This window comes from Aurantiacibacter arachoides (genome assembly GCF_009827335.1).
GTDB lineage: Bacteria > Pseudomonadota > Alphaproteobacteria > Sphingomonadales > Sphingomonadaceae > Alteraurantiacibacter > Alteraurantiacibacter arachoides.
In genome coordinates, this window is the sequence record NZ_WTYH01000001.1 from 772,662 (window position 1) to 797,888 (window position 25,227).

At 65.6% G+C, this 25,227-nt stretch carries 19 protein-coding genes and 1 riboswitch; of the genes, 6 read left to right on the top strand and 13 right to left on the bottom strand.

The window, feature by feature from the left end:
* Nucleotides 1-4: 4 nt before the first annotated feature.
* The 6 genes from odhB to GRI62_RS03930 all read right to left on the bottom strand — a co-directional run bounded on the left by odhB (nucleotide 5) and on the right by GRI62_RS03930 (nucleotide 7,827).
* Nucleotides 5-1,303: a 2-oxoglutarate dehydrogenase complex dihydrolipoyllysine-residue succinyltransferase gene (gene odhB / locus GRI62_RS03905; RefSeq protein WP_131452101.1), complete on the bottom strand. Its 1,299-nt coding sequence runs from the start codon at nucleotides 1,301-1,303 to the stop codon at nucleotides 5-7.
* A complete protein-coding gene (locus GRI62_RS03910; RefSeq protein ID WP_131452102.1) occupies nucleotides 1,304-4,162 on the bottom strand; it encodes a 2-oxoglutarate dehydrogenase E1 component in 2,859 nt (952 codons plus the stop codon).
* 48 nt (nucleotides 4,163-4,210) lie between these two features.
* Nucleotides 4,211-5,101, bottom strand: coding sequence for a succinate--CoA ligase subunit alpha (gene sucD, locus GRI62_RS03915; protein ID WP_131452103.1), 891 nt, complete (start codon nucleotides 5,099-5,101; stop codon nucleotides 4,211-4,213).
* Nucleotides 5,098-6,060 (bottom strand): malate dehydrogenase, encoded by a 963-nt coding sequence (mdh, locus tag GRI62_RS03920; protein ID WP_131452104.1) that lies wholly within the window; start codon nucleotides 6,058-6,060, stop codon nucleotides 5,098-5,100. Before mdh ends, sucD begins: the two co-directional genes overlap by 4 nt.
* 258 nt (nucleotides 6,061-6,318) lie before the next feature.
* Complete coding sequence (locus tag GRI62_RS14505; protein ID WP_234027357.1) at nucleotides 6,319-6,627, bottom strand: hypothetical protein; 309 nt, start codon at nucleotides 6,625-6,627, stop codon at nucleotides 6,319-6,321.
* Nucleotides 6,628-6,741: 114 nt separating this feature from the next.
* Nucleotides 6,742-7,827 (bottom strand): cell wall hydrolase, encoded by a 1,086-nt coding sequence (locus GRI62_RS03930; RefSeq protein WP_234032776.1) that lies wholly within the window; start codon nucleotides 7,825-7,827, stop codon nucleotides 6,742-6,744.
* A 130-nt stretch (nucleotides 7,828-7,957) separates the two neighbouring features.
* Nucleotides 7,958-8,175, top strand: a riboswitch (cobalamin riboswitch).
* A gap of 95 nt (nucleotides 8,176-8,270) precedes the next feature.
* Here GRI62_RS03930 and GRI62_RS03935 point away from each other — a divergent pair.
* The 5 genes from GRI62_RS03935 to GRI62_RS03955 are packed head-to-tail and all read left to right on the top strand — an operon-like array spanning nucleotide 8,271 to nucleotide 12,907.
* Nucleotides 8,271-10,112 carry a TonB-dependent receptor plug domain-containing protein gene (locus tag GRI62_RS03935; RefSeq protein ID WP_234032773.1) on the top strand — a complete coding sequence of 614 codons (1,842 nt, stop codon included), beginning with the start codon at nucleotides 8,271-8,273 and terminating at the stop codon, nucleotides 10,110-10,112.
* Nucleotides 10,109-10,915, top strand: a complete 807-nt coding sequence (locus GRI62_RS03940) for an ABC transporter substrate-binding protein (RefSeq protein ID WP_188669341.1) — start codon at nucleotides 10,109-10,111, stop codon at nucleotides 10,913-10,915. Before GRI62_RS03935 ends, GRI62_RS03940 begins: the two co-directional genes overlap by 4 nt.
* Nucleotides 10,912-11,874 (top strand): FecCD family ABC transporter permease, encoded by a 963-nt coding sequence (locus GRI62_RS03945; RefSeq protein WP_131452106.1) that lies wholly within the window; start codon nucleotides 10,912-10,914, stop codon nucleotides 11,872-11,874. Before GRI62_RS03940 ends, GRI62_RS03945 begins: the two co-directional genes overlap by 4 nt.
* Nucleotides 11,871-12,614, top strand: coding sequence for an ABC transporter ATP-binding protein (locus GRI62_RS03950; RefSeq protein ID WP_131452107.1), 744 nt, complete (start codon nucleotides 11,871-11,873; stop codon nucleotides 12,612-12,614). Before GRI62_RS03945 ends, GRI62_RS03950 begins: the two co-directional genes overlap by 4 nt.
* Nucleotides 12,611-12,907 (top strand): GCN5-related N-acetyltransferase, encoded by a 297-nt coding sequence (locus tag GRI62_RS03955; RefSeq protein ID WP_131452108.1) that lies wholly within the window; start codon nucleotides 12,611-12,613, stop codon nucleotides 12,905-12,907. The genes GRI62_RS03950 and GRI62_RS03955 overlap by 4 nt, the downstream gene beginning before the upstream one ends.
* A gap of 52 nt (nucleotides 12,908-12,959) precedes the next feature.
* Here the strand turns inward: GRI62_RS03955 and GRI62_RS03960 are convergent, their stop codons facing one another.
* The 7 genes from GRI62_RS03960 to GRI62_RS03990 form a co-directional block, all read right to left on the bottom strand.
* Nucleotides 12,960-15,170 carry a M3 family metallopeptidase gene (locus tag GRI62_RS03960; RefSeq protein ID WP_160731807.1) on the bottom strand — a complete coding sequence of 737 codons (2,211 nt, stop codon included), beginning with the start codon at nucleotides 15,168-15,170 and terminating at the stop codon, nucleotides 12,960-12,962.
* Nucleotides 15,171-15,301: 131 nt separating this feature from the next.
* Nucleotides 15,302-15,991, bottom strand: a complete 690-nt coding sequence (locus GRI62_RS03965; RefSeq protein ID WP_234027358.1) for a hypothetical protein — start codon at nucleotides 15,989-15,991, stop codon at nucleotides 15,302-15,304.
* 63 nt (nucleotides 15,992-16,054) lie between these two features.
* Nucleotides 16,055-16,918: a lysozyme gene (locus tag GRI62_RS03970; RefSeq protein WP_234027359.1), complete on the bottom strand. Its 864-nt coding sequence runs from the start codon at nucleotides 16,916-16,918 to the stop codon at nucleotides 16,055-16,057.
* A gap of 186 nt (nucleotides 16,919-17,104) precedes the next feature.
* Entirely contained in the window at nucleotides 17,105-17,638 is a 534-nt protein-coding gene (gene thpR, locus GRI62_RS03975) for an RNA 2',3'-cyclic phosphodiesterase (protein WP_131452110.1), read from the bottom strand.
* Between the two features lie 94 nt (nucleotides 17,639-17,732).
* A complete protein-coding gene (locus GRI62_RS03980) occupies nucleotides 17,733-20,609 on the bottom strand; it encodes a YadA family autotransporter adhesin (protein WP_131452111.1) in 2,877 nt (958 codons plus the stop codon).
* Between the two features lie 35 nt (nucleotides 20,610-20,644).
* Entirely contained in the window at nucleotides 20,645-21,175 is a 531-nt protein-coding gene (locus GRI62_RS03985) for a hypothetical protein (RefSeq protein WP_131452112.1), read from the bottom strand.
* Between the two features lie 149 nt (nucleotides 21,176-21,324).
* Complete coding sequence (locus GRI62_RS03990) at nucleotides 21,325-21,927, bottom strand: response regulator transcription factor (protein ID WP_131452113.1); 603 nt, start codon at nucleotides 21,925-21,927, stop codon at nucleotides 21,325-21,327.
* A gap of 385 nt (nucleotides 21,928-22,312) precedes the next feature.
* Here GRI62_RS03990 and uvrA point away from each other — a divergent pair, with 385 nt between their 5' ends.
* Nucleotides 22,313-25,219: an excinuclease ABC subunit UvrA gene (gene uvrA / locus GRI62_RS03995; protein WP_131452114.1), complete on the top strand. Its 2,907-nt coding sequence runs from the start codon at nucleotides 22,313-22,315 to the stop codon at nucleotides 25,217-25,219.
* The last annotated feature ends 8 nt before the right edge of the window (nucleotides 25,220-25,227 follow it).

A 25,227-nucleotide genomic window follows, 5' to 3' on the forward strand; every position in this document is an offset into this window, starting at 1 on the left:
CCAATCACAGGTCGATCAGCATCCGCATCGGATCCTCGATCGCCTCCTTCATGATCTTCAATGCCGTCACAGCCTCGCGCCCGTCAATGATGCGGTGATCGTAGGACAGCGCAAGATACATCATCGGGCGGATCACCACTTCGCCATCACGGGCGACGGGCCGGTCCTCGATGCGGTGGAGACCGAGCACGGCGCTTTGCGGCGGATTGATGATCGGGGTCGACATCAGCGAACCGAACACGCCGCCATTGGAAATGGTGAACGTGCCGCCGGACATGTCGGCCATCGTCAGCGTGCCTTCCTTCGCGCGCTTGCCGAAGTCGGCAATGGCCAGCTCGATCTCGGCAAAGCTCATCGCATCGATCGAGCGGACGACCGGCACGACCAGACCGTTGGGGGCGCTGACCGCCACCGACAGATCGACGTAGTCGTGATAGACGATCTCGTCGCCATCGATGTAGGCGTTGACCGAGGGCACGTCCTTCAGCGCCAGCGCCGCGGCCTTGGCGAAGAAGCTCATGAAGCCGAGCTTGATGCCGTGCTTCTTGGCGAACAGGTCCTTGTACGCCTCACGCGCCGCGATCACGGCGGTCATGTCGCAATCGTTGAACGTGGTGAGCAGCGCCGCTTCTTCCTGCGCGCCTTTCAGGCGGCGGGCGATGGTCTGGCGCATCCGCGTCATCTTGACGCGCTCTTCCCGGCGCTCACCCTTGCTCACCGGAGCGGCAGCTGACGCCGGCGACGGGGCGGGGGTGGCCTGTGTGGACGTGTCGGCGGGCGCGGCCTTCCGGGCCTGGGCTGCGGCCAGCACGTCTTCCTTGGTCAGCCGACCGTCCTTGCCGGTGCCCTTGATGCCGGTCGGATCGACGCCATGCTCGATCACCGCGCGGCGCACGGCGGGGGACATGGTAACGGCGCCGTTGTCACCTGCCTGAGCCTCCGCCGGGGCGTCAGACGTCGCAACCTTTTCGTCCGGCAGAGCCGCGCTTTCGGCCGAGCTCTGCTTGTCGGCGAGCGTCTCGTCAGCCTTGGGCTGGGCGGCCGGTGCCTTGGCGGGGGCGGCATCGCCCTCGGTGATGATCGCGATCAGGGCGCCCACCTCGACAGTGGCACCAACCTCCACCGCGTGGGATTCAAGACGTCCGGCAACGGGCGAGGGCACCTCCACCGCGACCTTGTCTGTTTCCAGGCTGGCGATCGGTTCGTCCACCGCCACGCTGTCACCCGGCTGCTTCAGCCATTCGCCAATGGTGGCCTCGGTGACTGATTCGCCCAGCGTGGGGACCTTGACTTCGGTGGACATCTACTTGCTTCCCAGATCGTTGGCGGTGTTGCGGCGACCGGCACATTCGAGCGCCGTCTTGCCGCGCGTGGAGAGGCCGAGCGCGACCGAAACGAGCGATTCCTGCTGCGCCTGGTGACGCTTGGCAAAACCCGTGGCGGGCGATGCGCCGGGCTCGCGGCCGGCATAACACGGACGCATCCCCTCGTGCCCGGCGTCGGCGAGAGATTCCTCGATACGGCTTTCGACGAAGAACCAGGCGCCGTTGTTCTTTGGTTCTTCCTGGCACCAGACGACTTCTTCCAGGCCGGTCATGCGCTTCAGGCGCGCGGTCAGCGGTTCACCGGGGAACGGGTACAACTGCTCGATGCGCACGATCGAGACATCGTCGATGCCCTCCTCGTTCCGCTTCTGCATGAGGTCGTAGCCCACCTTGCCGCTGCACAGCACGAGGCGGCGCACCTTGTCGTCGGCGATCTCCACCTTGTCGGACAGGATGCGCATGAAATGGCTTTCGCCGGTGAAGAACTGCGCGTCGCTTTTGGCATCCGGATGGCGCAGCAGGCTCTTGGGCGTCATGATGATGAGCGGCTTGCGGAACGGGCGCAGCATCTGCCGGCGCAGCACATGGAAGTAGTTGGCCGGGCTGGTGATGTTGCACACCTGGATATTGTCGTTGGCGCACAATTGCAGGAAACGTTCGAGCCGGGCGCTCGAGTGCTCCGGTCCCTGGCCCTCGTATCCATGCGGCAGCAGCAGGACGAGACCATTGGCGCGCAGCCATTTCGCCTCGCCCGCGGCGATGAACTGGTCGATGATGACCTGCGCCCCGTTTGCGAAATCGCCGAACTGCGCTTCCCACAGCACGAGGGTCTTGGGATCGGCCATCGCGAAACCGTATTCGAAGCCGAGCACGCCGAATTCGCTCAGCGTGGAATCGTAGACCTCGAACTTGCCGTGGGGCAGGGTGGCGATGGGGATGTACTTGCGCTCGTCGTTCTGGTCGATCCAGATGGCGTGACGCTGGCTGAAGGTGCCGCGGCCGCTGTCCTGGCCGGACAGGCGGACACCGAATCCCTCGGTCACCAGGCTGCCGAATGCGAGCGCTTCGGCAGTGGCCCAGTCGAAGCCCTTGCCGCCGGCGAACATCTCGCGCTTGGCGTCGAGCACGCGGCCAAGTGTCTTGTGGATCTGGATATCGGCGGGAACCGTGGTGAGCGTGCGCCCGAGACTGTCGAACAGCTTCGCCGGGATGGCCGTTTCAACGTTGCGACGCGCGGTTTCCGGGTCGGCGGGCTTGTGCAACCCGCTCCACCGGCCGGCGAACCAGTCCACATCGTTGGGCTTGTAGCTTTTTCCGGCTTCGAACTCGGCATCGAGATGGGCGGTGAATTCCCCGCGCAAGGCAGGTGCGGTGCCGGCGTCGATGACGCCCTCGGCCTTCAGACGCTCGGAATACAGTTCCGACACCCGCGGATGCTTGCGGATTTCCTTGTACATCAGCGGCTGGGTAAAGCTCGGCTCGTCGCCCTCGTTGTGGCCGAAGCGGCGATAGCACCACATGTCGATCACGATGTCGCGCTTGAAGCGTTGGCGATATTCGATCGCCAGCTTGCAGGCGAAGGTCACGGCCTCCGGATCGTCGCCGTTGACGTGGACGATGGGGGCCTGGATGCCCTTGGCGACATCCGACGGATAGGGGGATGACCGCGCGAACTTCGGGCTGGTGGTGAAACCGATCTGGTTGTTCACCACGAAATGGATGCAACCACCCGTGGCGTAACCGCGCACGCCGGAAAGGCCGAAGCATTCCCACACCACGCCTTGCCCGGCAAAGGCGGCATCGCCATGGATCAGCACGGGCAGCACCTTGTCGTGCTTGCCGAGATCGTCGTGAATGGCCTGCTGCGCCCGGGTCTTGCCAAGCACGACCGGGTCGACCGCCTCGAGGTGCGAGGGGTTGGGCACCAGGCTCATGTGCACCTTGATGCCGTCGAATTCGCGGTCGGTGCTGGTGCCGAGGTGGTATTTCACGTCGCCTGAACCGCCCACGTCGTCCGGATTGGCGCTGCCGCCGGAAAACTCGTGGAAGATCACACGGTAAGGTTTCGCCATCACGTTGGCGAGCACGTTGAGCCGGCCGCGGTGGGCCATGCCGTAGATGATCTCGCGCACGCCCGTGGCGCCGCCGTACTTGATGACGGCTTCCAGCGCCGGGATCATCGCCTCGCCGCCGTCAAGCCCGAAGCGCTTGGTGCCGACGTACTTCTTGGCGAGGTACTGTTCATACTCCTCGCCGCGGATCACGGCCTGCAGGATGGCACGCTTGCCTTCCGGCGTGAACTGGATCGTCTCCTCCGGGCTTTCGAAACGTTCCTGCAGGAAGCGCCTCTCCTCCACGTCGGAAATGTGCATGTATTCCAGGCCGACATTGCCGCAATAGGTGTCGGTCAGCGCCGTGTAGAGGTCGCGGATGGTTACCCAGCCAAAGCCGAACACGCCGCCTATGTAGACCTCCAGCGCTTCCTGCCCTTCGAAACCGTGGCCTTTCAGCGTCAGATCGTCGGGGATGGCGCGATGCGAGAGGCCGAGGGGGTCGAGATTTGCCGCCAGGTGCCCGCGCACGCGGAACGAGCGGATCAGCATCATCGCGCGGTTGGAATCGTCCGCCGCCTTTTCCAGCGAAGCTTCGTCGGTGGGCTTGCCCGCCTTGGCCGCCTCCTGCTTGACCACGATGGCAAGCTCGGTCGGGTCGAGCGCAGCCGTCAGGTCGCCTTGGCCATCGGTCAGCGGCCAGCGCGCATTGCCCCAGCTGGGGCCTGCCTGTGGCCCGTCCTGCGCTGGCATCGCGGGAATGAAGGTGTCCGGCTCTTTACCCATGATCGTGTCTCACAAAGAGAGGAGCGTCTGGCGACCGCGCCAGTTCCGTCAGGCCAGCTCTTTCAGCAAGGCATCGAGCGTCGTGCCAAGCTCGCTGGGCGACTGTGCCACGCGAATGCCGGCATCTTCCATCGCCGCGATCTTGTCGTCAGCGCCGCCCTTGCCGCCGGAAACGATGGCACCGGCATGGCCCATGCGGCGGCCCGGAGGGGCCGTGCGCCCGGCGATGAAGCCGACCATCGGCTTGTAACGGCCCTTGGCGCGCTCCGCCTTGATGAACTCGGCCGCCTCTTCCTCGGCGCTGCCGCCGATCTCGCCGATCATGATGATCGACTGGGTGGCGTCGTCGTCCAGGAACAGGTCGAGCACGTCGATGAAGTTGGTGCCGTTGACCGGATCGCCGCCGATGCCGACAGCGGTCGTCTGGCCGAGGCCGACGGCGGTGGTCTGGTGCACGGCCTCGTAGGTGAGCGTGCCCGAGCGGCTGACGACGCCGACGCTGCCCTTCTGGAAGATGGAGCCGGGCATGATGCCGATCTTGCACTCGCCGGGCGTCAGCACGCCGGGGCAGTTCGGCCCGATCAGGCGGGAGCGCGAGCCCCGCAGCGCGGCCTTGGCACGCACCATGTCGAGCACCGGGATGCCTTCTGTGATCGTCACGATCAGCGGCACCTCGGCCTCGATCGCCTCGCAGATGGCGTCAGCGGCGAACGGCGGCGGCACGTAAATGACGGTGGCGTCGGCGCCAGTGGCTTCGCGCGCCTCACGCACGGTATCGAACTGCGGCAGACCGAGATGCTCGCTGCCGCCCTTCCCGGGGGTTACGCCCGCGACCATCTGCGTGCCGTAATCGAGCGCCTGCTGGGTGTGGAAGGTACCGGTGTTGCCGGTCATCCCCTGGGTGATGACCTTGGTGTTCTTGTCTACGAGGATGCTCATGCGAGGTCTCCATCAAGGTTCTTGCACGCTTCGAGCAGTTCCTCCACCGCGTCGGTCGAGGTCTTGAGGTTGGCGCGTTCATCGTCCGACAGCGTGATCTCGACCACGTCCTCGATGCCGCCCGCGCCGATTACCGCAGGGACGCCGACGTAGAGCCCGTCGAGACCGTACTTGCCATCGACATAGGCGGCGACGGGGAGCACGCGCTTCTGGTCGCCGAGGTAGGCCTTGGCCATGGCGATCGCGCTGGTGGCGGGGGCGTAGTAGGCGCTGCCGGTCTTGAGCAGGCCGACGATCTCACCGCCGCCCTTGCGGGTCCGGTCAACGATCTCGTCGATGCGGCTTTCGGAAACGCCCTTGATCTTGGCCATGTCCTTTACCGGAATGCCGTTGATCGTGGTGTAGCTGGTGACGGGCACCATGGTATCGCCGTGGCCGCCGAGCACGAAGGCGTTCACGTCCTTTACCGAAACGTCGAATTCCCAGGCGAGGAAGGTGGCGAAGCGCGCGGAATCGAGCACGCCCGCCATGCCCACGACCTTGTTGTGCGGCAGGCCGGAGAACTCGCGCAATGCCCACACCATCGCGTCGAGCGGATTGGTGATGCAGATCACGAAGGCGTCCGGCGCGTGGGCCTTGATGCCTTCGCCCACGGCTTTCATCACCTTGAGGTTGATGCCGAGCAGGTCGTCGCGGCTCATGCCCGGCTTGCGCGGCACGCCGGCGGTGACGATCACCACGTCTGCACCGGCGATGTCGGCATAGTCGTTGGTGCCGGTGATCTTCGCGTCGAAGCCTTCGACCGGGCCGCACTGCGCCAGATCGAGCGCCTTGCCCTGCGGCATCCCCTCGGCGATGTCGAACAGGACGATGTCGCCCATTTCAGCCTTGGCGGCGAGGTGAGCGAGCGTTCCGCCGATCATGCCGGCGCCGATCAGGGCGATTTTCTTGCGTGCCATGAAGGTTGGGTGTCCTTTTTCCGGGCGCATCGAAAGCAACCTTCCAGGCACGCGACCTTGCGCCTCGTAGGAAGCCGCGTACCGAATTTGCCGCCCGCCCTAGTCCCGTGCCTTGGGCAATGCAACCGCACAGAGCGGATAGTTTATGCTAACGGTTCGCAATAGCGTTTGGCATTTTAGGCGACGCTATAGAATGATAATCCGCGCAGCCGGAGTTGTTCCGACTTGGCCTAGACCTGGCCTATGCCGCCGCCCTGTTTAGTGGGCTGCGAGGGCATTGCGATCCAGTCGACGAGCCATGCGCCTGTCGAGCACGCGGCAAATCTCCAGCCAGGTCCGGAACGATTGCCGGTCACCCGCTCGCGCCGCCGAGACCGCTTGTTCGCGCGCGTTCTGCGCGGCGGCGAGGCCATGCCGGGCAAAATGGCGCAAGGCGGCGTGCAGGTTCGCGTCGGTCGTGCTTGTCACGCCATCATCGTTGGCGGGAAGAAGCCGGACGCGCCGCACGAGATCGGCCGACATGCGCGGCGCGGTCGGCGAAAGGGGGCCGGCGAAACGGATCGACATGGTTGGTTGTTGCTCCTGCGACCGGAGGGCGGGTCGGCAGGACATCTAGCACATGGCCGCTAAGCAGGCGTTGGCCAGCATGGTTTCCGCACTGTTAGCACGGGGTCGGGGGTTCTACCCGCCCGGCCGCGCGATCCAGCGGCCGGCGTTCGCATATTCGCTGCGCACGGCACCGCTGCCCGGCATCACGTCACCGGCTGGATCGGGGATGGACTGATCTCCAGCCGAAGGAGCAGCGGAGGACGGGGCGGGGGCGAACGCTGCCTCTGCCGCGCGCGGAGTGAGAGCAGGGCTATTCGCAAGGTCGATCGTCGGCGGGGCGAGGAGCGGATCGGGCGCCGCGGGGGTCAGGTTACGCGAACGCCCGGGCGCTGGCTCGCCGCCGGAATAGCCGGCACGGAAAGCCGAAGGTTGCCCCGCCGCGCCTTTCCAGCGGTAGAAGATATGCGCGCCGATCACCGTCACCGTGTCCAGGCTTGGCGCCCAGTAGGGGTGGACCGCCAGCGTGTGGTAGTGGGTCGCCGTGCCGACCGGGGCATAGACCACGCCCGCCAGCGCCTCACGCGCGATGCGGCTGGCACGGCTCCATGCCGTTTGCGAGGGCCGGCGCGCCAGCGAGCCATCGCAGGTAAAGCTGAACTGGCACCCGGTCGAACGCTCGCTGCCCTGATAGACCACGCCGCAGACGCTGCGCGGATAGGCGGCATGGGCCACGCGGTTGAGCACGACCTGCGCCACGGCACGTTGCCCGGCATCGCTCTCGGACGCAGCCTCGTAGTAGATGGCCTGCGTCATGCATTCCTGCGCGCGAACGTGGTCGCGGCCTGACCCGACGATGCGCAAAGGCCTGGCGGCGAGCGGGATATCGGCCAGGCTGGCAGAGGCAAGCGTGCTCTGGCCGATGACCTGCACCGTTTCGCGCGTGCCCGTCTGCACCAGCTGCGGCACGTCTTCCAGGTAATAGAAGGCCGAGCCGGGGAAGCTTTCGCCTGCGGTTTCAAACGGCATCGCAACGGGTGCCTGCGAAGATCCCAGCGGCGTGACGAATAGCGCGCTGTTGGCGGTAAAGGCGGGCATGGCGGCGGCGATCAGCACCACCGCCAGCGGCTTGAACCAGGCGCGCGCACGCTCCGCCAGCGTCGGGCGACGGGTGCGGAAATCGCGCCTGGGGTGCGCAGGAATGGTGGGGGCCGAATTCACGCGCCGGTCCTTAAGCGCGCGCCGCGTGCCGGGAACCCTCGCAAACGCGCGCGTCCCGATGCGGGACGGCGGTTAACGCCGATTCACCACGCCAGGCACACGCTTGCGAGCGGGTGCGTGCGTGGCTATGGCGACGGCGACGTCATGGGTTGTCCGGCCTGGCGTAAGCCTGTCCGGACCTAAGAGGGAAGGGGGTGGAGTTTCGGCTCCGCAGGCCCCCGCTGCCCCCGCAACTGTGACCGGGGAGCGACCCGCTCTGTTGCCACTGCATCGGTTTTCCGGGGCGGGAAGGCGAGCGGGAAGCGACGATCCGGGAGCCAGGAGACCTGCCCGTGTCAGTCGTTCGGCGTGTCGGGCGGGGTGTACCGAAGGCCAGCGGAAAGAGCGCGTCGCCGCGCTCCCTTCCGTCACGGGCGGCGTCTTCGCTTTTGATTGGAGGTTTTGTGCGCAAGTTTTTGATTTCGACCGTTTCCCTTCTGTCCGTCGCCAGCCCTGCCGCGGCGCAGGAAGAAAATTCCATCACCGTAACCGCCACCGGCACTCGTATCGAGGTGGAGGATACCGGCCAGGCGGTAACCGTTATTGGCGAGGACGAGATTTTGGCGGTGCAGGGACCGGACCTTACCCGCGTGCTCGAACGCGTGCCGGGCCTTGTCTTCAGCCGCAACGGCGGGCTGGGCAGCTTTACCGGCGTGCGACTGCGTGGTGCCGAGGCGGAACAAGTGCTCGTGGTGGTCGACGGGGTGCGCGTCGCCGATCCTGCCGCGCCGTCGGGCGGGTTCGACTTCGGCAACCTGCTGTCCGCCAATCTCGAAAAGATTGAGGTATTGCGCGGATCCAATTCAACCATCTGGGGATCGGACGCGGTGGGCGGCGTGCTCGTCGCGTCTACCAGAGCCGAGGGCGGCCTGCTGGGCCAGGCAGAATATGGGGCGAACGAGACATTCTCGGGCGCGGTGTCCGGCGGAATTTCCGACCCCGACACGGGTTTTCTCGGCATCGGTGGCAGCTATCTTGCTAGCGACGGGTTTTCCGCCGCAGCCAGGGGCACGGAGGCCGACGGGTTCGAACAATGGGCGCTGGACGGCCATGGCCGCTACTACCTTTCCGACCGGTTCGAGGTGTTTGCCCGTGTGCGCCATGCCGAAGGCGAGCTTGATATTGACGGCTTCCCGGCACCGGCCTTTGCGCTGGCCGATACGCTGGAGACGCAGGACACCCGCCAGACCTTTGCCAGCGCCGGCGCGGTCTACGACGCCGGCCCGCTGTTCCTCACCGCCGCCTACAGCCTGTCGGACACGGCGCGTGACAATCGCGATGACAGCGGCGCGACGACATTCGCCAGCGACGGGCGCGCCGACCGCGTCTCGCTGCGCGGCGAATGGCGACCCATCGGGCCGTTGCTCGTCAACTTCGGGGCGGAGAACGAGTGGTCGCGTTACGAGACCCTGTTCGACGCTCGCGGTGAGACGGGCATTTTCGGGGCCTATGCCCAGGCCGGGATCGAATGGCGCGGTATCTCCGGCCACATCGGCGCGCGCTATGACAATCACGAGGATTTCGGCGACGAGGTGAGCTTTGGCGCCGATGCCAGCTATGCCGTCGCGCCCGGCTGGCGCCTGCGGGCGAGCGTGGGCGAGGGATTCAAGGCGCCGACGCTGTTCCAGCTGCTGTCCGATTTCGGCAATGAAAGCCTTCAGCCCGAGAACTCGACGAGCTTCGACCTTGGCCTCGCCTACGGGGAACGGGGCGAGGCGCTCTACGGCGCGGTCACTCTGTATCGCCGCGATACCGAAGACCAGATCGGCTTCGTCAGCTGTTTCGGCATAAGCGACGGCATCTGCACCAACCGGCCCTTCGGCACCTACGACAATTTCGCCCGCACCCGCGCGCAGGGGTTGGAGGTAGAGGCGAGTGCCCGCGTCGCCCAGTCGGTGGAATTGGGGGCGGTCTACACGCTGACCGACGCCGAGGATCGCGCCACCGGGCTCGACCTGCCGCGTCGCCCGCGCCACGCCGCAACGCTGTTCGCTGACTGGACGGTGCTGCCCGCCCTCGCACTGGGGGCGGACCTCAGGATCGTGTCCGACAGCTTCGACGATGCAGGCAATGCCGTGCGGCTGGACGGGTACGAGGTGCTCACCCTGCGTGCGGCGTTCGATGCCAGCGAGCGGGTGCAGATCACCGGCCGCGTGGAGAACGTGTGGGACGAGGACTATCAGACCGCCGCCGGCTATGCGACCCGCGGGCGAGCGGCCTTTGTCGGGGCAAGGCTGAAGTTGTGAAGGCGCTGGCCGCCGTGCTGCTGCTGCTGGCAGGCGGCTGCGCGGCGGCGCCGCCGCACTTCGCAGGCGATCGCGCGACGATCGTCAGCCTCAACCCCTGTGCCGACGCGATCCTTGCCGAGGTTGCCGCGCCGGGCCAGCTGCTGGCGATCTCGCACTACAGCAAGGACCCGGCGGCAAGCTCGATGGAGGCCGGCCAGGCGGCTCGTTTTCCCGCGACCGGGGGCACGGCGGAGGAAGTCATCGCGCTCGCGCCCGACATGGTCGTGGCGGACATCTTCCTTGCCCCTGCCACTCGCGCCGCGCTGGAGGGTGCGGGCATCCGGGTGGAAACCGTGGGCATCGTCAGCGATCTGGACCAAAGCCTGACGCAGATCCGCCAACTGGTAGCGCTGACTGGCGAGGGGGCGCGCGGCGAAACGCTTGCGGCACGCATGACCGAGGCATGGGAGGCGAGCGCCTTTGACGGCCCGCCGATCGACACGCTTTTATGGCAGGAAGGCGGCATCGTTCCGGGCGAGGCGACGCTTGCGGCCAATCTGCTGGCGCACACCGGTTTCGCGCTCCACAGCGCCGCGCGCGGGCTTGGGCAGGGGGCCTACCTGCCGCTGGAGCAGGTGCTGGCCGATCCGCCGGAACTCGTGCTCGCGGCCGGCGACGAGCGGATGCTGAGCCATCCCGTGCTGGGCCGCGTCGACGGTCTCCGGTACGAACGGCTCGACGGGAACCTGCTGTTCTGCGGCGGGCCGACCATTCCGCGGGCGCTTGCACGATTGCGGGCGATCAGGGCGCAGGCGGGATGACCCGCTCTTCCCTCGTGCTGCTGGTGCTGCTGGCCGTGGCCGTGCCGCTTTCGTTGCTGGCGGGCCGCGTGTGGATCGACCCGGCCTCCACCCCCAACGCCGCGCTGATCCTGGCCGACCTGCGCCTGCCGCGCGCAGTGCTGGCACTGACCATCGGCGCGGGGCTGGGCGCGGCCGGGGCGGCGATGCAGGGATACCTGCGCAATCCGCTCGCCGATCCGGGCCTGTTCGGCATTGCGCCCGGTGCGGCGCTCGGCGCGGTGCTGGCGCTGTTTCTTGGAGTGAGCGCGGCGTGGATGCTGCCCGCCTTTGCGCTGGCCGGTGCGGGCGGGGGCATGGCCCTCCTCGCGCTGATCGCCGGGCGCACCGCCAGCCCGTCGAACGGCATCGCGCTGTTCACGCTGGCGGGGATGATGATCGCCAGCCTGGCGGGCGCGCTGACCAGCCTCGTCATCAGCCTGGCGCCCAATGCCTTTGCCATGAGTTCGATCGTCACCTGGCTGATGGGCGCGCTGACCGACAGGAGCTGGGCCGACGTCGCGATTGCCGCTCCGCTGACGCTGGCGGGCGTGGCGCTGCTCTTGCGGGCCGGAACCGCGCTCGACGCGCTTACGCTGGGGGAGGCGGCGGCACGGTCGTTGGGCGTGGAGCCGCGCCGGTTGCTGTGGCTGATGGTCGGCGGCACCGCGCTCACCGTGGGTAGCGGCGTGGCGGTGGCAGGCATCATCGGGTTCGTGGGGTTGATCGTGCCGCATCTGGTGCGCCCGCTTACCGATCGCCGCCCCTCGCGCCTGATCGTGCCGAGTGCGCTGGCGGGCGCGCTGCTGGTGCTGGTGGCGGACGTGGTGTGCCGGGTGCTGCCGCTGGTGACGGAGCTGCGGCTGGGCATCGCGCTGAGCCTGATCGGCGCGCCGTTCTTCCTCTGGCTGCTGATCCGCATGCGGCGGGGCCTCGCATGACGCTGGCTGTGCGCGGGGTGGCGCTGGCGGGGCGGCTGACGGATGTTGCCGCGACGCTTGGTACGGGAACAATAACCGCGATCTGCGGGCCGAACGGAGCGGGCAAATCGACACTGCTTGGCGTGCTGGCGGGGCTGCTCGATGCTGACGACGGAGAGGTGTTGCTGGGGGATCGCTCGCTGGCAGGGCTGCGCCCGCGCGACCGGGCGCGTGCCGTGGGATACCTGCCGCAGTCGGGTGAGGTCGCCTGGGACGTCAGCGTCGCCAGCCTCGTCGCGCTGGGCCGCCTGCCGCATGGCGATGGTGACAGCACGGGAGGCAGGGCGGCGATCGCCCATGCGTTCGCGGCGTGCGACTTGCAGGGTTTCGCAGGCCGGCCGGTTTCGACGCTATCCGGCGGTGAAAAGGCGCGGGCCTTGCTGGCGCGTGTGCTGGCGGGAGAGCCGCAGTGGATCCTTGCCGACGAACCGCTCGCCGCGCTCGACCTTGCCCATCAGGCATCCCTGCTGCGGGTTCTGCGTGCCGAGGCCCGGGCTGGTCGCGGCGTCGCCGTGGTGGTCCACGATCTGGCCGTCGCGATGAACCACGCCGATCGCGTGCTGGTGCTCGACCGGGGCGTGCTGGTCGCGGACGATGCGCCCGCGGCGGCACTGGCAGAGGGCGTGATCGCCCGTGTCTGGGGTGTCGATGCGCAATGGGTGGGGGAGCCGGGCGCCCATGCGCTGGTGGTAAGGCCATGACGCGCGAGACCGTCACGGCCCGCTGGTTCGCGCTGACCCGCGTGGACCTGCCCGCCGTCGCCGGGGAACGCGACTGGCCCGTGCGACTCGACCATTGCTTCCAGCGCATCCTGCTCGACAACGCGATCGGCCGGCCCTGGCGGGAGGCCATTGCCGCGCCCGCCTATCGCAATGCACCGGACGAGGTGCTGCAAGCCGCCATCGCCCTGGGCGAGGCGGTGCTGGCGGGTTCGGCGGATCTGCCGGCGCTCAACCGTCGCTCGCTGGCCCTGCGCGGCAAGTTGCGGGCATAGAAAAGGGCCGCCGGATCGCTCCGACGGCCCCATATCTTGCAAGCTATGCGGGTTACTCGGCGCCGGTAGCCGAAATGTCCGCCTGCGTGCCATCGTCGGCAGCGACCAGGCCGCGGGCTTCCAGCAGCGGCTCGACCCGCGGTGCATGGCCGGTGAAGTCGCGGTACATCTCGTCGTAGCTCTTCGAATGGCCCTGGCCGAGGAAGGTGCGGCGGATGCGATCGCCCATGCGGCGGTTCATGCCGCCATTCTCGACCACGTATTCGTAGGCATCGTGGGCCAGCATCTCGGTCCAGGTGTAGCTGTAGTAGCCAGCCTGGTAACCGTGGTTCCAGATGTGCCGGAAGTACGGCGTCTTGTAGCGCGGCGGCACGAGGTCGGTGCGCAGCCCGAGCCCGCCCAGCGCCTGTTGCTCGAAGGCCATCACGTCGGTCGGCACCTCGTCGGGCGAGAGCGCGTGCCATTCCATGTCCAGCAGCGAAGCGGAGATGACCTCGCCGAAGCTGTAGCCCTGGTCGAACCGGCTGGACCGGTCGATTGCCTGGACCAGCCGGTCGGGGATGACCTCACCGGTCTGCCAGTGACGGGCGTAACGCTGCATCACCTCGGGGCGGGCGGCGAAAGGCTCGTGGAACTGGCTGGGGAATTCCACCCAGTCGCGGGCGGTGTTCGTGCCCGAGAGGGAGGTGAACTCCTGGTCGGCGAACATGCCATGCAGTGCGTGGCCGAATTCGTGGAACATGGTCGTGACATCGTCCCACGTCGCCAGCGCCGGCTGCCCTTCGGCGGGCGGCACGATGTTGAGCGTGTTGGAGATGACCGGGCGCATGTTCATCGAACGGCTCTGCTCGACATAGTTGTTCATCCAGGCCCCGCCCGACTTGTTGTCGCGCGCGAATGGGTCGAAGTAGAACAGCGCCAGGTCCGAACCGTCGGCGTCGCGCACGGTATAGACCGTGATGCTGTCGTCGTAGACAGGCAGGTCGTTGCGCTTTTCGAAGGTCAGGCCGTACAGCTGGTTGGCCATGTAGAAGATGCCGTCTTCCAGCACGTTCTCGACCACGAAGTACTGCTTCAATTCCTCGTTATCGAGCGCGTACCGTTCACGCCGGACGATCTCGGCATAATACGGCCAGTCCCACGGCTGGAGCGTGAAGGTCTCGCCATCCTGACGCGCACGGGCCTGCAGTACGCCGGCCTCACGATCCTGCGTGGCGCGCAGGGCGGGGACCATCTGCGTCATGAAGTTGATCGCGGTTTCCGGGTTCTGGGCGAAGCGATCGTACATCTGCCAGGTGGCATAGTCGGGCGCGCCGAACAGTTCGGCAATGCGCGTGCGCAGGCGAATGATCTCGGCGATATTGGGCAGCGTGTTGTTCGCGCCGCTCTGGTTGCGGGCGATGCTGGCGGCATAGAGCCGTTCGCGCACGGAGCGGTTCTGCAACTGGCCGAGCAGCGGCTGGCTGGTCGTGTTCGACAGGCTGAGCATGTACTTGCCACGTTGTCCGCGCTCGTTGGCAGCGGCGGCTGCAGCGGCGATTTGCCCGTCCGAAAGGCCGGCCAGTTCCTCGCGCGTATTCACCACGATCGCGCCGGCCGCTGCGCCATCGGTGATGTCGGTGCTGATCTCGGCCTGCAGGGCGGAGAGCCGCTCGTTGATCTGGCGAAGCTCGGTCTGCGCGGCCGGGGCTAGCTGCGCGCCTTCGTGGACGAAGTCGGCGTAGGTCGTCTGCAGCAGCATGGTCGCCTCGGGCGTCATGCGCATGGAGCCGCGGTTGTCGTAGACGGATTTCACACGGGCGAAGAGCCGGGGGTTCAGATAAATTGCGCTCGACAGCGCGGCGCGCTGCGGAGCGAGTTCGGCGTCGGCGGCGTTCAGCACGTCATTGGTGTTGGCGCTCACCAGCTGATCGAACGGCGCGGTGGCACGGGAATAGACCTTGCCGGATTCTTCCAGCGCCACGATGGTGTTCTGGAACGTCGGCGGGTTGGGATTGTTGGCGATGGCTTCGATCTCGGCCATCTGGATCTCGATCGCTTCCTCGATCACGCCCTGCCACGAGGTATCGTCGACCAGGTTGAACTGCGGCGCGTGGAAAGGCAGCGGCGACGGTTCGGCAAAGATGCTGGTCGCCGTCGGGATCTGCGGATTGTACGCCATGGGATCGGATACCGCCATATCGCCCTCGGGCATGGTGGTGGTGCAGCCGGCGGCGGCAAAGGCCATCAGCATCGTGGAGGTGAGCAGGGGCAACTTGCGCATACGGACGAGTCTCTCTTGTTCGGATGAATGTAACGGCTTGTTGCAGCTTTCCGTTGCAAGTGAAACCGCTTTGGACGTGATATAGCTGAAAGCGCTGGCGTGAACCTGAACGCGCCGATGCTTCATCGGTTTCAGCGGCCATCGAGGGCGGGGCGACGCTCGCGTGTTGCCACCTTGCTGGCAGCTTCTTCCGCCTCGCGGAAGGCCTGGCTGTTGACGGTTACGAGGCGCGGGCGACCGCCTTGCCGGTCTGCCACCAGCCAGATGGCGCCCAACCTGAAAAACGCGCCTTGGTCCGGTACCACCGTCATGTCGGCAAGCTGCAAGTCCTGCATCATCGCCAGCACGTCAGGCGAGAACACCGCATCGAACCCGGCTTCGACCAGCTCGTCGGCCAACACGTCCCGGCGATTGCCGTCGCTGTCGATGTAGAGCAGGGGGACGCTCAGTTCGCGCATGAGTGCGGCCTTGTCGTTGGCGGCAGCGGCGGCGCGGATCGCCACGAGTGCTTGCTCGAACTCGCTGGCGCTGGTTCCCGTGGCGCAGGAAATGGCTCCACCCTCGACCTCGTCATGCACGACATCGAATTCACGGCGATCGGCTGGCGCATCCTGCGCGTCCCAGATAACCAACAGGCAATCCTGTGCAGCCCTAACCGACGCATCGGGAAGGCCGGCGACGATAGCGTCGCGCTCGCGGGCCGCGCTCGCCTCCACCTCCGCTTGGGATTCCTGGCAACCCGCAAGAGTCGTCAACGCCAGTGCCATGATGGCGAGGCGGGCGGAACGGGCAGAAAGGGCGGGCGTGACTGGACGGGTCATCTGAAGCGGTCAATGGTGCGGCCCGCCTCTGGCTGCAAGAGGGCGGACTGCGGGCAGGGTAGATCAGCTATGCACGCTGCCGGAAACGCTGATGCTGGACGGGCGCGGATCGGCATAGGCGGCGTCCATGAAGATGGACTGGCGCCGCTCGCTGCGAAAGACGAGGCCATTGGCCTTTTCGCCCGCCGCGTGGTGATAACGCAATTCGTCGGCAATCCGGCGGTAGTCGCCCGCTGCGACGGCCTCGTTCAGGCGGGGGCTCTCGGTATCGGAGACGTTGCCCGCCCCCACATTGTAGACAAGATCGACCAGTGCATCGAATTCGTTCTGGTAGAGAACCAGGTCACCCACGAGGTTGCGAACGCCCTTTTCAGCTTCCCGGAGGTCATCCTCCAGCAGCTCGAGCGCACGCTCGTAGGTGATACGGTCCCCGACGTTGAGATTGTCGCGCGGGGTGACGAGGTGGCCGACACCGACGGTGGGGTAGCCGGCGACGTCCCTGTAGACAGTCAGGCGCACACCTTCCTCCTCGGCCAGCGCTTCCTTTATCTGTTGGCTGGCTGACAAGGAGGCGGGGTGGAGACGCACATCGAAGGGGTTGGGAGCGACCGATATGGCGTAACCGGCACGGTCGAGGTCAACCATGCCGGGGCTGGCTACCATTACGGCCGCCGACATGGCGAGGACCGCCTTTCGCTTCTTCATGCGACTTTGTATCGCGCGCGCACGCCGGTCCGTACTGGACTTGCGACGCAACCGCCGGATGAATTCCTGCACCATTTCCACGCGCATGAACTGCAAGGCCGCACCCAGTTCCGTCTGCGCGGGGGTGGGGGGTTTTTTCAACGGGGCAGGGGGGTGGGTCGACCCATCGCGTGGGTCGTAGGCAAGGCTGCCCTTGGCAGCGGCGGATGTCTGGATGGACATGGCAATCCTGTTCTCATTCGGGGCCGCGCTGCCGCACAGTTCATGGCGCGCCTGCCCATATTTCTCATTTTCGTTCGATCGATAAACGGATGGCCACTACGTTGGGGTCCACACTTCGTCCGATGAATCCTTCGTCCTGAACCGCGGGTCTTGACGCCCGGCCATTTCGCGCAACGTGCGCCCCGCTCAGGGAAACGATGCGATTGCTTCGTATCGCGCGCCCGCGCGGGTGAGATGACTTTCGAAAAGCGAAAATCCCGAAACGGGCCAGGGTCCTTGCGCAAGTGCGCCATTCGCGGCCAGCCAGTCGCCGATCGGGGCGCTGGCGCGGTTCAGTCTCGCCAAGGTGACATGAGGGACGAACCGCCGCGTTTCGGCAGCAAGGCCTGCGCGGCGGCAGGCCATCTCCACCGACTGTTGAAGGCCGCCAAGGGCGGCCGACTGAGAGACACTCGCCCAGATCGCCCGTGCGCGGCCGCGTTGCTCGAAATGGCTGACGCCCGCGATTGCCAGGGCAAAGGGGCGGAATGGAACGGTTTCCAGCGCGGTTATCACGTCGGCCAATTGGTGGCGGTCGACCTCACCGATGAACCGCAGCGTCACGTGGAGATCGTCGGCATCCTGCCAGCGCGCACCCGGCAATCCCTCCATCGTGTCGAGCAAGGCTTCGCAGACGGGCTCCGGCAAGGGCAGGGCGACAAAGATGCGGCGCGCGGACATGCATTGCACCTTTATGGCAGTGCGGCACGACAGGAAAGGCCGACCCCCTTTGTCGAGGGCCGGCCTTCCCGGGTAGACAATAATCGCGGTGGGATCAGAAACCGAAGCCGGCGCCCACCGAGAAGCCACCGTGGCCGTTGGTGTCGAGTGTGCCACCCGCCTTCATCACGCCGCGGCCGTCGTTGAAGGTGGTCGACACGCCGATCGCAAAGGCCGTCTCGCCGCGGAAGTGGCCGACCCCGCCGCCGACCATCGACTGGCCCGCCTCCATCGTCTGCGGGATGCCGGCGACAGCCATCGCCGCGGCCGTTCCGGCAAAGGCATCGTCACGCAGTTCGGCAAGGTCGAAGCTGAGCGAGTCCATGCCTGCATCGAGGAGCGCGAAGCGTTCGTCGGTATAGCTGACGGCGTCGGCCAGAACCGCGCTGAGCCCGTTGTTGAGCTGCGCCACGTTCACCGCGTCGTTCGCCAGCGTGCCGGCGGCGACATTGTGCAGCCGTACCGGTTCGGCGACGTTAGCGCCCACCAGGGTCACGTCCTGCGTCACCGTGCCGCCGTTGGCCTGAGTGGGCGTGCCCGCATTCGAATACTGCACCGCAGCGCGCGGGCTGTTGGCGAAGCTGGTGTTGAGCACGGCGATGTCGGCTGTGTTACGATCGATGTCGGTGCGGTTGGTGGCAACCTGCGCATTGGTCGCTGCCAGTTGGCCGCCGTTCACCGCGTCGGTGGAATCCGCCGCCAGGTTGCCCGCCGCCACGTTGGTGACCCGCACCGGTGCCGTGGTGGCTCCGGCAAAGGCCGCGGTGTTGGTCGGCACGGTGCTGGGCGTGGTGCCATCGGTGTCGGAGACATAGTTCACCGGCACGTTGTCCACCTGCGCCTGCACCTGCGTGATCAGCGTGGTGTTGGCGTTTACCTGCTGCCCGATCGAGACGATGCTGGTGGAGTTGTTCGTGACCCGCTGGTCGATCGTGGTGATCGCCCCTTCATTGATGGTGGTGCGGGTGTCGAGATTGGCGATGTCACCTTCGTTAACCGTCACGCGGCCGTCCAGATTGGCGATGTCACCCTCGTTCACAGTCACCCGGCCGTCGAGGTTGGTGATGTCACCTTCGTTGACCGTCACCCGGCCATCGAGGCTGGCAATGTCACCCTCGTTCACGGTGACGCGGCCGTCGAGATTGGCGATATCGCCCTCGTTCACGGTCACGCGGCCATCGAGGTTGGCGATATCGCCCTCGTTCACGGTTACGCGGCCGTCGAGGTTGGCGATATCACCTTCATTCACGGTTACGCGGCCGTCGAGGTTGGCGATGTCACCCTCGTTCACGGTCACGCGCGCGTCCAGATTGGTGATGTCGGTCTGCACCCCGGCGATCCCGGTGGAGAGGTTGGCGATGGCGGTGGTGTTGGCCGCGATGTTGGTCTCGTTGACCGAAACGCGGCCGTCCAGCGCGGCAACGGCTTCGTTGGTGGCGAACAGCTGCGAGCCGTTGACCGCATCGGTCGACGTGGCGGAAAGCTGTCCGACAGCGACGTTGCTCACGGTGGTGCCGCCCGCGCCATCCAGCGTAATGCTGGTGTGAGAGGGATCGTCGTACATCACGGCCATGTCCTGCAGGGTGGCGATGTCGCCCGTGTTGACCGCAACGTCCGCCTGAACAGCAGCAATGGCGCCGGTGTTGGTGGCAACCTGCCCCTGGACTGCGGCGATCGCACCGGTATTGACGGCAACGTCCGCCTGCACCGCGGCAATGGCGCCTGTGTTGGTCGCGACCTGGCCCTGGATCGTGCCGATAGCCCCGGTGTTGGTCGCAACCTGGCCCTGCAGGGTTCCGACGTCGGATTGCAGGCCCGCGATGGCGCCGGTGTTCACGCCCACCTGCCCTTGGAGCGTGACAAGATCGGTCTGCAGATCGCCCACATCGACCTGCAAGGCACCGACGTCCGTCTGCAAATCGCCCACATCGGTCTGCAGGGTGCCGATGGCGGCGGTGTTCGTGGCGACATTGGCATTGGTAGCGGCAAGCTGCGAGCCATTGACAGCATCGGTGGAGCCAGTTGCGACCGTACCATCGGCCAGGTTGGTGATGAGCGTGCCGCCCGCACCCGCCAGCGTGATGCTCGTCTGCGTCGCATCGTCATACTGCACGGCGTTGGCGACGCTCGCGTTGACGCTGTCGATGGCGGCCTGCACCTGGCCTACGGTCGCGGCATCGGTGGCCGCGGTGCCGGGGGCGACGTTGGTGACCTGGCGCAAGGCACCCGCCGCACCGACCGATACGCTCCCCACGCTGTCGAACGTGCCGGGCAGGAACGCCGCGGTGTAACCGGTCAGCGCCCCCCGGTCCGCTACGCTGCCAGCGCCCAGCGCAACGCTGTTCGCCACCGTTACCCGCGCATTGGTGCCCAGTGCGACTGCGCCGAACGCCCCGGGATCGGTGATCGCACCGTTGCCAAAGGCAATCGCGTCAAGCTCCGCCGCAGTGGCGACGGTGCCGTTGCCAAGGCCCGTGATCTGATTGCCGCCGATGGCAAGGCCCGCGGGCGTGTTCAACGTGTAACCGTCCGCGGAAATGTTGCAGTCGCCGGGGGAGACGATGTTGCCATCGCGGTCGAGCACCTGCAGCGAGATCGGATCGCCCGCGGCGAGGGCCGCAGTCGTATCGTCCACGCCCAGGTCGACGTCAGGGATGGAAAGCAGCGGCAGCAACCCGAGGCTGACGGTCAGCAGGTCATCGTAGAGCGTTTCCAGGCCAGCGGCAGTCGGTACGACCGTGGTCTCGAGGATGTCGCGCAGCGCGCTCTGTTCCAGCGAGATACCGGTGCAGACGTCGACCACGGACTGCAATGCCTGCGCCTGGGCCTGCGACTGAATCCCCGGGGCTGTCAGCGCACTGGTGGCGACCGCGGCGAGCGCGGCAGCCCGCAGCGAGATGTTGCGTACGAAGTTCTTCGAGTCATAAGTCATGTCGTATTCCCTTCAGTTCAACAAAGCCAGCTTCTTCACTTCCAATACTTCCGCAAAGCATCCTGCGCCTGCCGAAGGGCTACGCCCTGGCATTTGAATCCTCGCCGCAGGTTTCGATATTTGCGGTTGAGCGCCAAGTAATCGCAGGTCAGCTTCTCGATGCGATAAAGCGCAGTTGTATCGGGGCAGGCGCCGTCGTCCTGGCAATCGTTGTCCAGGACCAGAAAAACTGTCGGCCACGCGTCGTAATACCGCAGGCGCAGACCCAGCCATTGATCGTGAAAGACAGCCTTCGATCCGGTAGGAGAGGCACGGAGTGCAGCGATCAGTTCACCGGACCACTGCAGCCGGCGGCACGGCGGGTGCTGTCCCGGCGTGGCGGTTTCGAGAATTTCGAAAGTCTTTTCGTCGATACAGACAATCGCTGCACAGCTGGAATTGTAAGCCGATCGAATGAGGCAAAGAAGATTTGCCCAAAATTCGACTTTCGCGTCCACCGCAAAAGACGTTCGGCCTGCAATCCCTGGCTCAGGATCACTGGAATAGTAACGTATGTCGCTATTCATCGCCTTGTTCTCCGATCCGGTCTCATGCCGGTATCGAATGCTAGGCTTGGTCAGTTACGCGATGGAATATGGGAATTTTTCGGAAATTGTCCTTGAACCGGCATTTCTACGGTATGGTGTTAAGAGTTTTTAAACCCTGTTTCTTGGCATCAGGACGTGCCGGTTGACGCATAGAGTACGAGGGCGCTGGCGAAGTTGATCACACCCAACTTCTTGATAATGTTCGAGCGGTGCATTTCCACCGTGCGCACGCTCAGCCCCAGCGTGTGAGCCACTTCCTTGCTCGATTGCCCTTGCGCAGAGGCCTTCAGAACATCGATCTCGCGGTCGGTCAGTCCCTTGAGCACACGATTGTGCTCGCCGGACACCCAGGCTGCATGTTGTTCTTCGCAAAGGGCTAGTTCCGCCCGCACCACCGCATCGAGAAGCTCGGCCCGGCGGATCGGCTTCTCCAGGAAATCGATTGCCCCTTCGCGCATAGAGGCCACGGCATCGCTGATATCGCAGTCACCCGCCACCATGATGACCTTGTGGCTGACATTACAGTCGCGCTTGATCTGCCGCTGCAGTTCAAGCCCGTCGAGATCGGGAAGGCAGATGTCGATGATGACAATTCCAGCGGGAAGCTTGGCGCATACGGCCAGAAAGCTGGTACCATTATCGAATATACGACGCTCTGAGCGCCGGCTCGAGACTATTTGAAGGACACGTTCCCTGTCCTCTTCGTCGTATTCGACGACGTAGATGTGCAAGATTTTCCCCCGTCTAAATTCCTGGGACAGTGAGGTTTTACGAATCTGCTAGGAATATTAATGCATATCAACCGGTGTGGTTTCAACCACCGTATAAACACGGTATTTCGTATAAAGATTGCGTAAAGAACCGCCTGCGCGAAACGATCCGCGGTTATTGGGACGGTCTGCGAACCCTGTCGGACCAGTGATGCCAGCCGTGTTTGCAACCAGATCGTCGACGACATTTGCTGGCCCATCCCAATCGCGCCATACCAGAATGCATTGGCGGGATGGCTTGACCTCATCGAACGTTTCGGGAACAGCGGGCATCCGATGATACCGCACGATCGGCTTTGCCCGGCTGCACTGGAATAGCTTCCCTCAAGCCCCCACTTGGACCGCCATGGCTCTCAACAACATCACCGTAAAGGGTGCCCGCGAGCATAATCTCAAGGGCATCGACATCACTCTGCCGCGCGATGCGCTGATCGTGATCACCGGTCTTTCGGGCAGCGGCAAGAGCTCGCTGGCCTTCGACACGATCTATGCCGAGGGGCAGCGGCGCTATGTCGAGAGCCTGAGCGCCTACGCGCGCCAGTTTCTCGAAATGATGCAGAAGCCCGATGTGGAGCACATCGACGGCCTCAGCCCCGCCATCAGCATCGAGCAGAAGACGACAAGCCGCAACCCGCGTTCGACCGTGGCGACCGTCACCGAGATCTACGACTACATGCGCCTGCTATGGGCGCGGGTCGGCGTGCCCTATTCGCCCGCCACCGGCCTGCCGATCGAAGCGCAGACCGTCTCCAACATGGTCGACCGCGTGATGGCCCTGCCCGAGGGCACGCGCGCCTACCTGCTCGCCCCGGCGGTGCGCGGGCGCAAGGGGGAATACCGGCGCGAGCTCGCCGAATGGCAGAAGGCCGGCTACACCCGCGTGCGCGTGGACGGCGAGTTCTACGACATCGAGGATGCGCCCGCGCTCGACAAGAAGTTCAAGCACGACATCGAGGTGGTGGTCGACCGTATCGCCGTGCGTGAAGGCATGGAAACGCGGCTGGCCGACAGTTTCGAGCAGGCGCTGAAGCTGGCCGAGGGGCTTGTCTATCTCGATCTGGCCGATGGCGTCGTCCCCGGACGCGAGGACGAGGGCGCATCGGGCGGCGCCATGAAGGGGGCGGGGCTGCCGGCCAATCGCATCGTGTTTTCCGAAAAGTTCGCCTGCCCGGTCAGCGGTTTCACCATCGAGGAAGTCGAACCGCGGCTGTTCTCGTTCAACGCGCCGCAGGGTGCCTGTTCCACTTGCGATGGCATCGGCGAAAAGCAATTGTTCGACCCGCAGCTGGTAGTGCCGAACGAGGACCTGACGCTCAAGAAGGGCGCCGTGGTGCCCTGGGCCAAGTCCAACCCGCCTTCGCCCTATTACATGCAGGTGCTGGGCAGCCTGGCGAAGGAATACGGGTTCAGCATCGATACCCGCTGGGCCGACCTGACGCCCGAGCAGCAGGAGGTGATCCTCCACGGCACCAGGGGCCGCCGCGTTCCGCTGACCTTCAAGGACGGGCGCAAGCAGTATACCGTCAACAAGCCTTTCGAGGGCGTGATCGGCAACCTCAACCGCCGGATGGCGCAGACCGAGAGCGCCTGGATGCAGGAGGAGCTGTCGAAGTTCCAGACCGCCCAGCCGTGCGAAACCTGTGGCGGCAAGCGACTGAATGAAAAGGCGTTGGCGGTGAAGGTCGGCCAAGGCACCGGCGCCACCGATATCGCCACGCCCACCAAGATGAGCGTTTCGGCGGCGAAGGACTGGTTCCTCGCCCTGCCGGACCAGCTGACCGACACGCAGAACCAGATCGCCCGCGCCATCCTGAAGGAAATCAACGAGCGGTTGGGCTTCCTCGACAACGTCGGGCTCGACTACCTCAACCTTGACCGCACCAGCGGCACCCTGTCGGGCGGCGAGAGCCAGCGCATCCGCCTCGCCAGCCAGATCGGCAGCGGGCTATCGGGCGTGCTCTACGTGCTGGACGAGCCCAGCATCGGCCTGCACCAGCGTGACAACGACCGGCTGCTGGAGACGTTGAAGCGGCTACGCGACCTCGGCAACACGGTGATCGTGGTCGAACATGACGAGGACGCCATTCGCACCGCCGACCACATCGTCGACCTTGGCCCCGGCGCGGGCGTGCATGGGGGCGAAGTGGTGGCGCAGGGTACGCTCAAGCAGATCCTCAAGAGCAAGAAGTCCCTCACCGCCGCCTACCTCACCGGCCGCCGCGAGATCGCGGTGCCGAAGGAGCGCCGCAAGGGCAACGGCCGCAAGCTGACCGTGCACAACGCGCGGGCGAACAACCTCAAGGGCGTCACCGCGTCCATCCCGCTCGGCACCTTTACCTGCATCACCGGCGTTTCCGGATCGGGCAAGTCGAGCTTTACCATCGACACGCTCTACGCCTCCGCCGCGCGCACGCTGAACGGCGCGCGGGTGGTGGCGGGCGCGCACGACAAGGTGACCGGCCTCGAATATTGCGACAAGGTGATCGAGATCGACCAGTCGCCCATCGGCCGCACCCCGCGATCGAACCCGGCCACCTATACCGGCGCCTTCACCCAGATCCGCGACTGGTTCGCCGGCCTCCCCGAGAGCCAGGAGCGCGGCTACAAGCCCGGGCGGTTCAGCTTCAACGTCAAGGGCGGCCGGTGCGAGGCGTGCCAGGGCGACGGCCTGATCAAGATCGAGATGCACTTCCTCCCCGACGTCTACGTCACCTGCGAGGAATGCCACGGCAAGCGCTACAACCGCGAGACGCTGGAGGTGAAGTTCAAGGGCCACTCCATCGCCGACGTGCTCGACATGACGATCGAGGACGCGGAAGGCTTCTTCAAGGCCGTTCCCCCGATCCGCGACAAGATGCACATGCTGAACGAGGTGGGCCTGGGCTACGTCAAGGTCGGCCAGCAGGCGACGACGCTGTCGGGGGGCGAGGCACAGCGCGTTAAGCTCGCCAAGGAACTCAGCCGCCGCAGCACCGGGCAGACGCTGTACATACTCGACGAGCCGACCACCGGCCTGCACTTCGAAGACGTGCGCAAGCTGCTCGAGGTGCTGCAACGGTTGGTGGATCAGGGCAACAGCGTGGTGGTGATCGAGCACAACCTCGACGTGATCAAGACCGCGGACTGGGTGCTGGACCTTGGGCCGGACGGCGGCGTGCGCGGCGGGGAGATCGTGGCGGAGGGGACGCCTGAGGCCATTGCGAAAGCGAAGGGAAGTTATACTGGGCACTATCTCAAGGGGTTGCTTGGGTGAGTTAACGA

Bases quoted from the DNA above. Each gene is read 5' to 3' on its own strand.
- thpR (WP_131452110.1), bottom strand. From the start codon at position 17,638: ATGTCCGCGCGCCGCATCTTTGTCGCCCTGCCCTTGCCGGAGCCCGTC.
- GRI62_RS03910 (WP_131452102.1), bottom strand. From the start codon at position 4,162: ATGGGTAAAGAGCCGGACACCTTCATTCCCGCGATGCCAGCGCAGGAC.
- GRI62_RS03945 (WP_131452106.1), top strand. From the start codon at position 10,912: ATGACCCGCTCTTCCCTCGTGCTGCTGGTGCTGCTGGCCGTGGCCGTG.
- GRI62_RS03965 (WP_234027358.1), bottom strand. From the start codon at position 15,991: ATGACCCGTCCAGTCACGCCCGCCCTTTCTGCCCGTTCCGCCCGCCTC.
- GRI62_RS03955 (WP_131452108.1), top strand. From the start codon at position 12,611: ATGACGCGCGAGACCGTCACGGCCCGCTGGTTCGCGCTGACCCGCGTG.
- mdh (WP_131452104.1), bottom strand. From the start codon at position 6,060: ATGGCACGCAAGAAAATCGCCCTGATCGGCGCCGGCATGATCGGCGGA.
- uvrA (WP_131452114.1), top strand. From the start codon at position 22,313: ATGGCTCTCAACAACATCACCGTAAAGGGTGCCCGCGAGCATAATCTC.
- sucD (WP_131452103.1), bottom strand. From the start codon at position 5,101: ATGAGCATCCTCGTAGACAAGAACACCAAGGTCATCACCCAGGGGATG.
- GRI62_RS03970 (WP_234027359.1), bottom strand. From the start codon at position 16,918: ATGTCCATCCAGACATCCGCCGCTGCCAAGGGCAGCCTTGCCTACGAC.
- GRI62_RS03950 (WP_131452107.1), top strand. From the start codon at position 11,871: ATGACGCTGGCTGTGCGCGGGGTGGCGCTGGCGGGGCGGCTGACGGAT.
- GRI62_RS14505 (WP_234027357.1), bottom strand. From the start codon at position 6,627: ATGTCGATCCGTTTCGCCGGCCCCCTTTCGCCGACCGCGCCGCGCATG.
- odhB (WP_131452101.1), bottom strand. From the start codon at position 1,303: ATGTCCACCGAAGTCAAGGTCCCCACGCTGGGCGAATCAGTCACCGAG.
- GRI62_RS03960 (WP_160731807.1), bottom strand. From the start codon at position 15,170: ATGCGCAAGTTGCCCCTGCTCACCTCCACGATGCTGATGGCCTTTGCC.
- GRI62_RS03985 (WP_131452112.1), bottom strand. From the start codon at position 21,175: ATGAATAGCGACATACGTTACTATTCCAGTGATCCTGAGCCAGGGATT.
- GRI62_RS03980 (WP_131452111.1), bottom strand. From the start codon at position 20,609: ATGACTTATGACTCGAAGAACTTCGTACGCAACATCTCGCTGCGGGCT.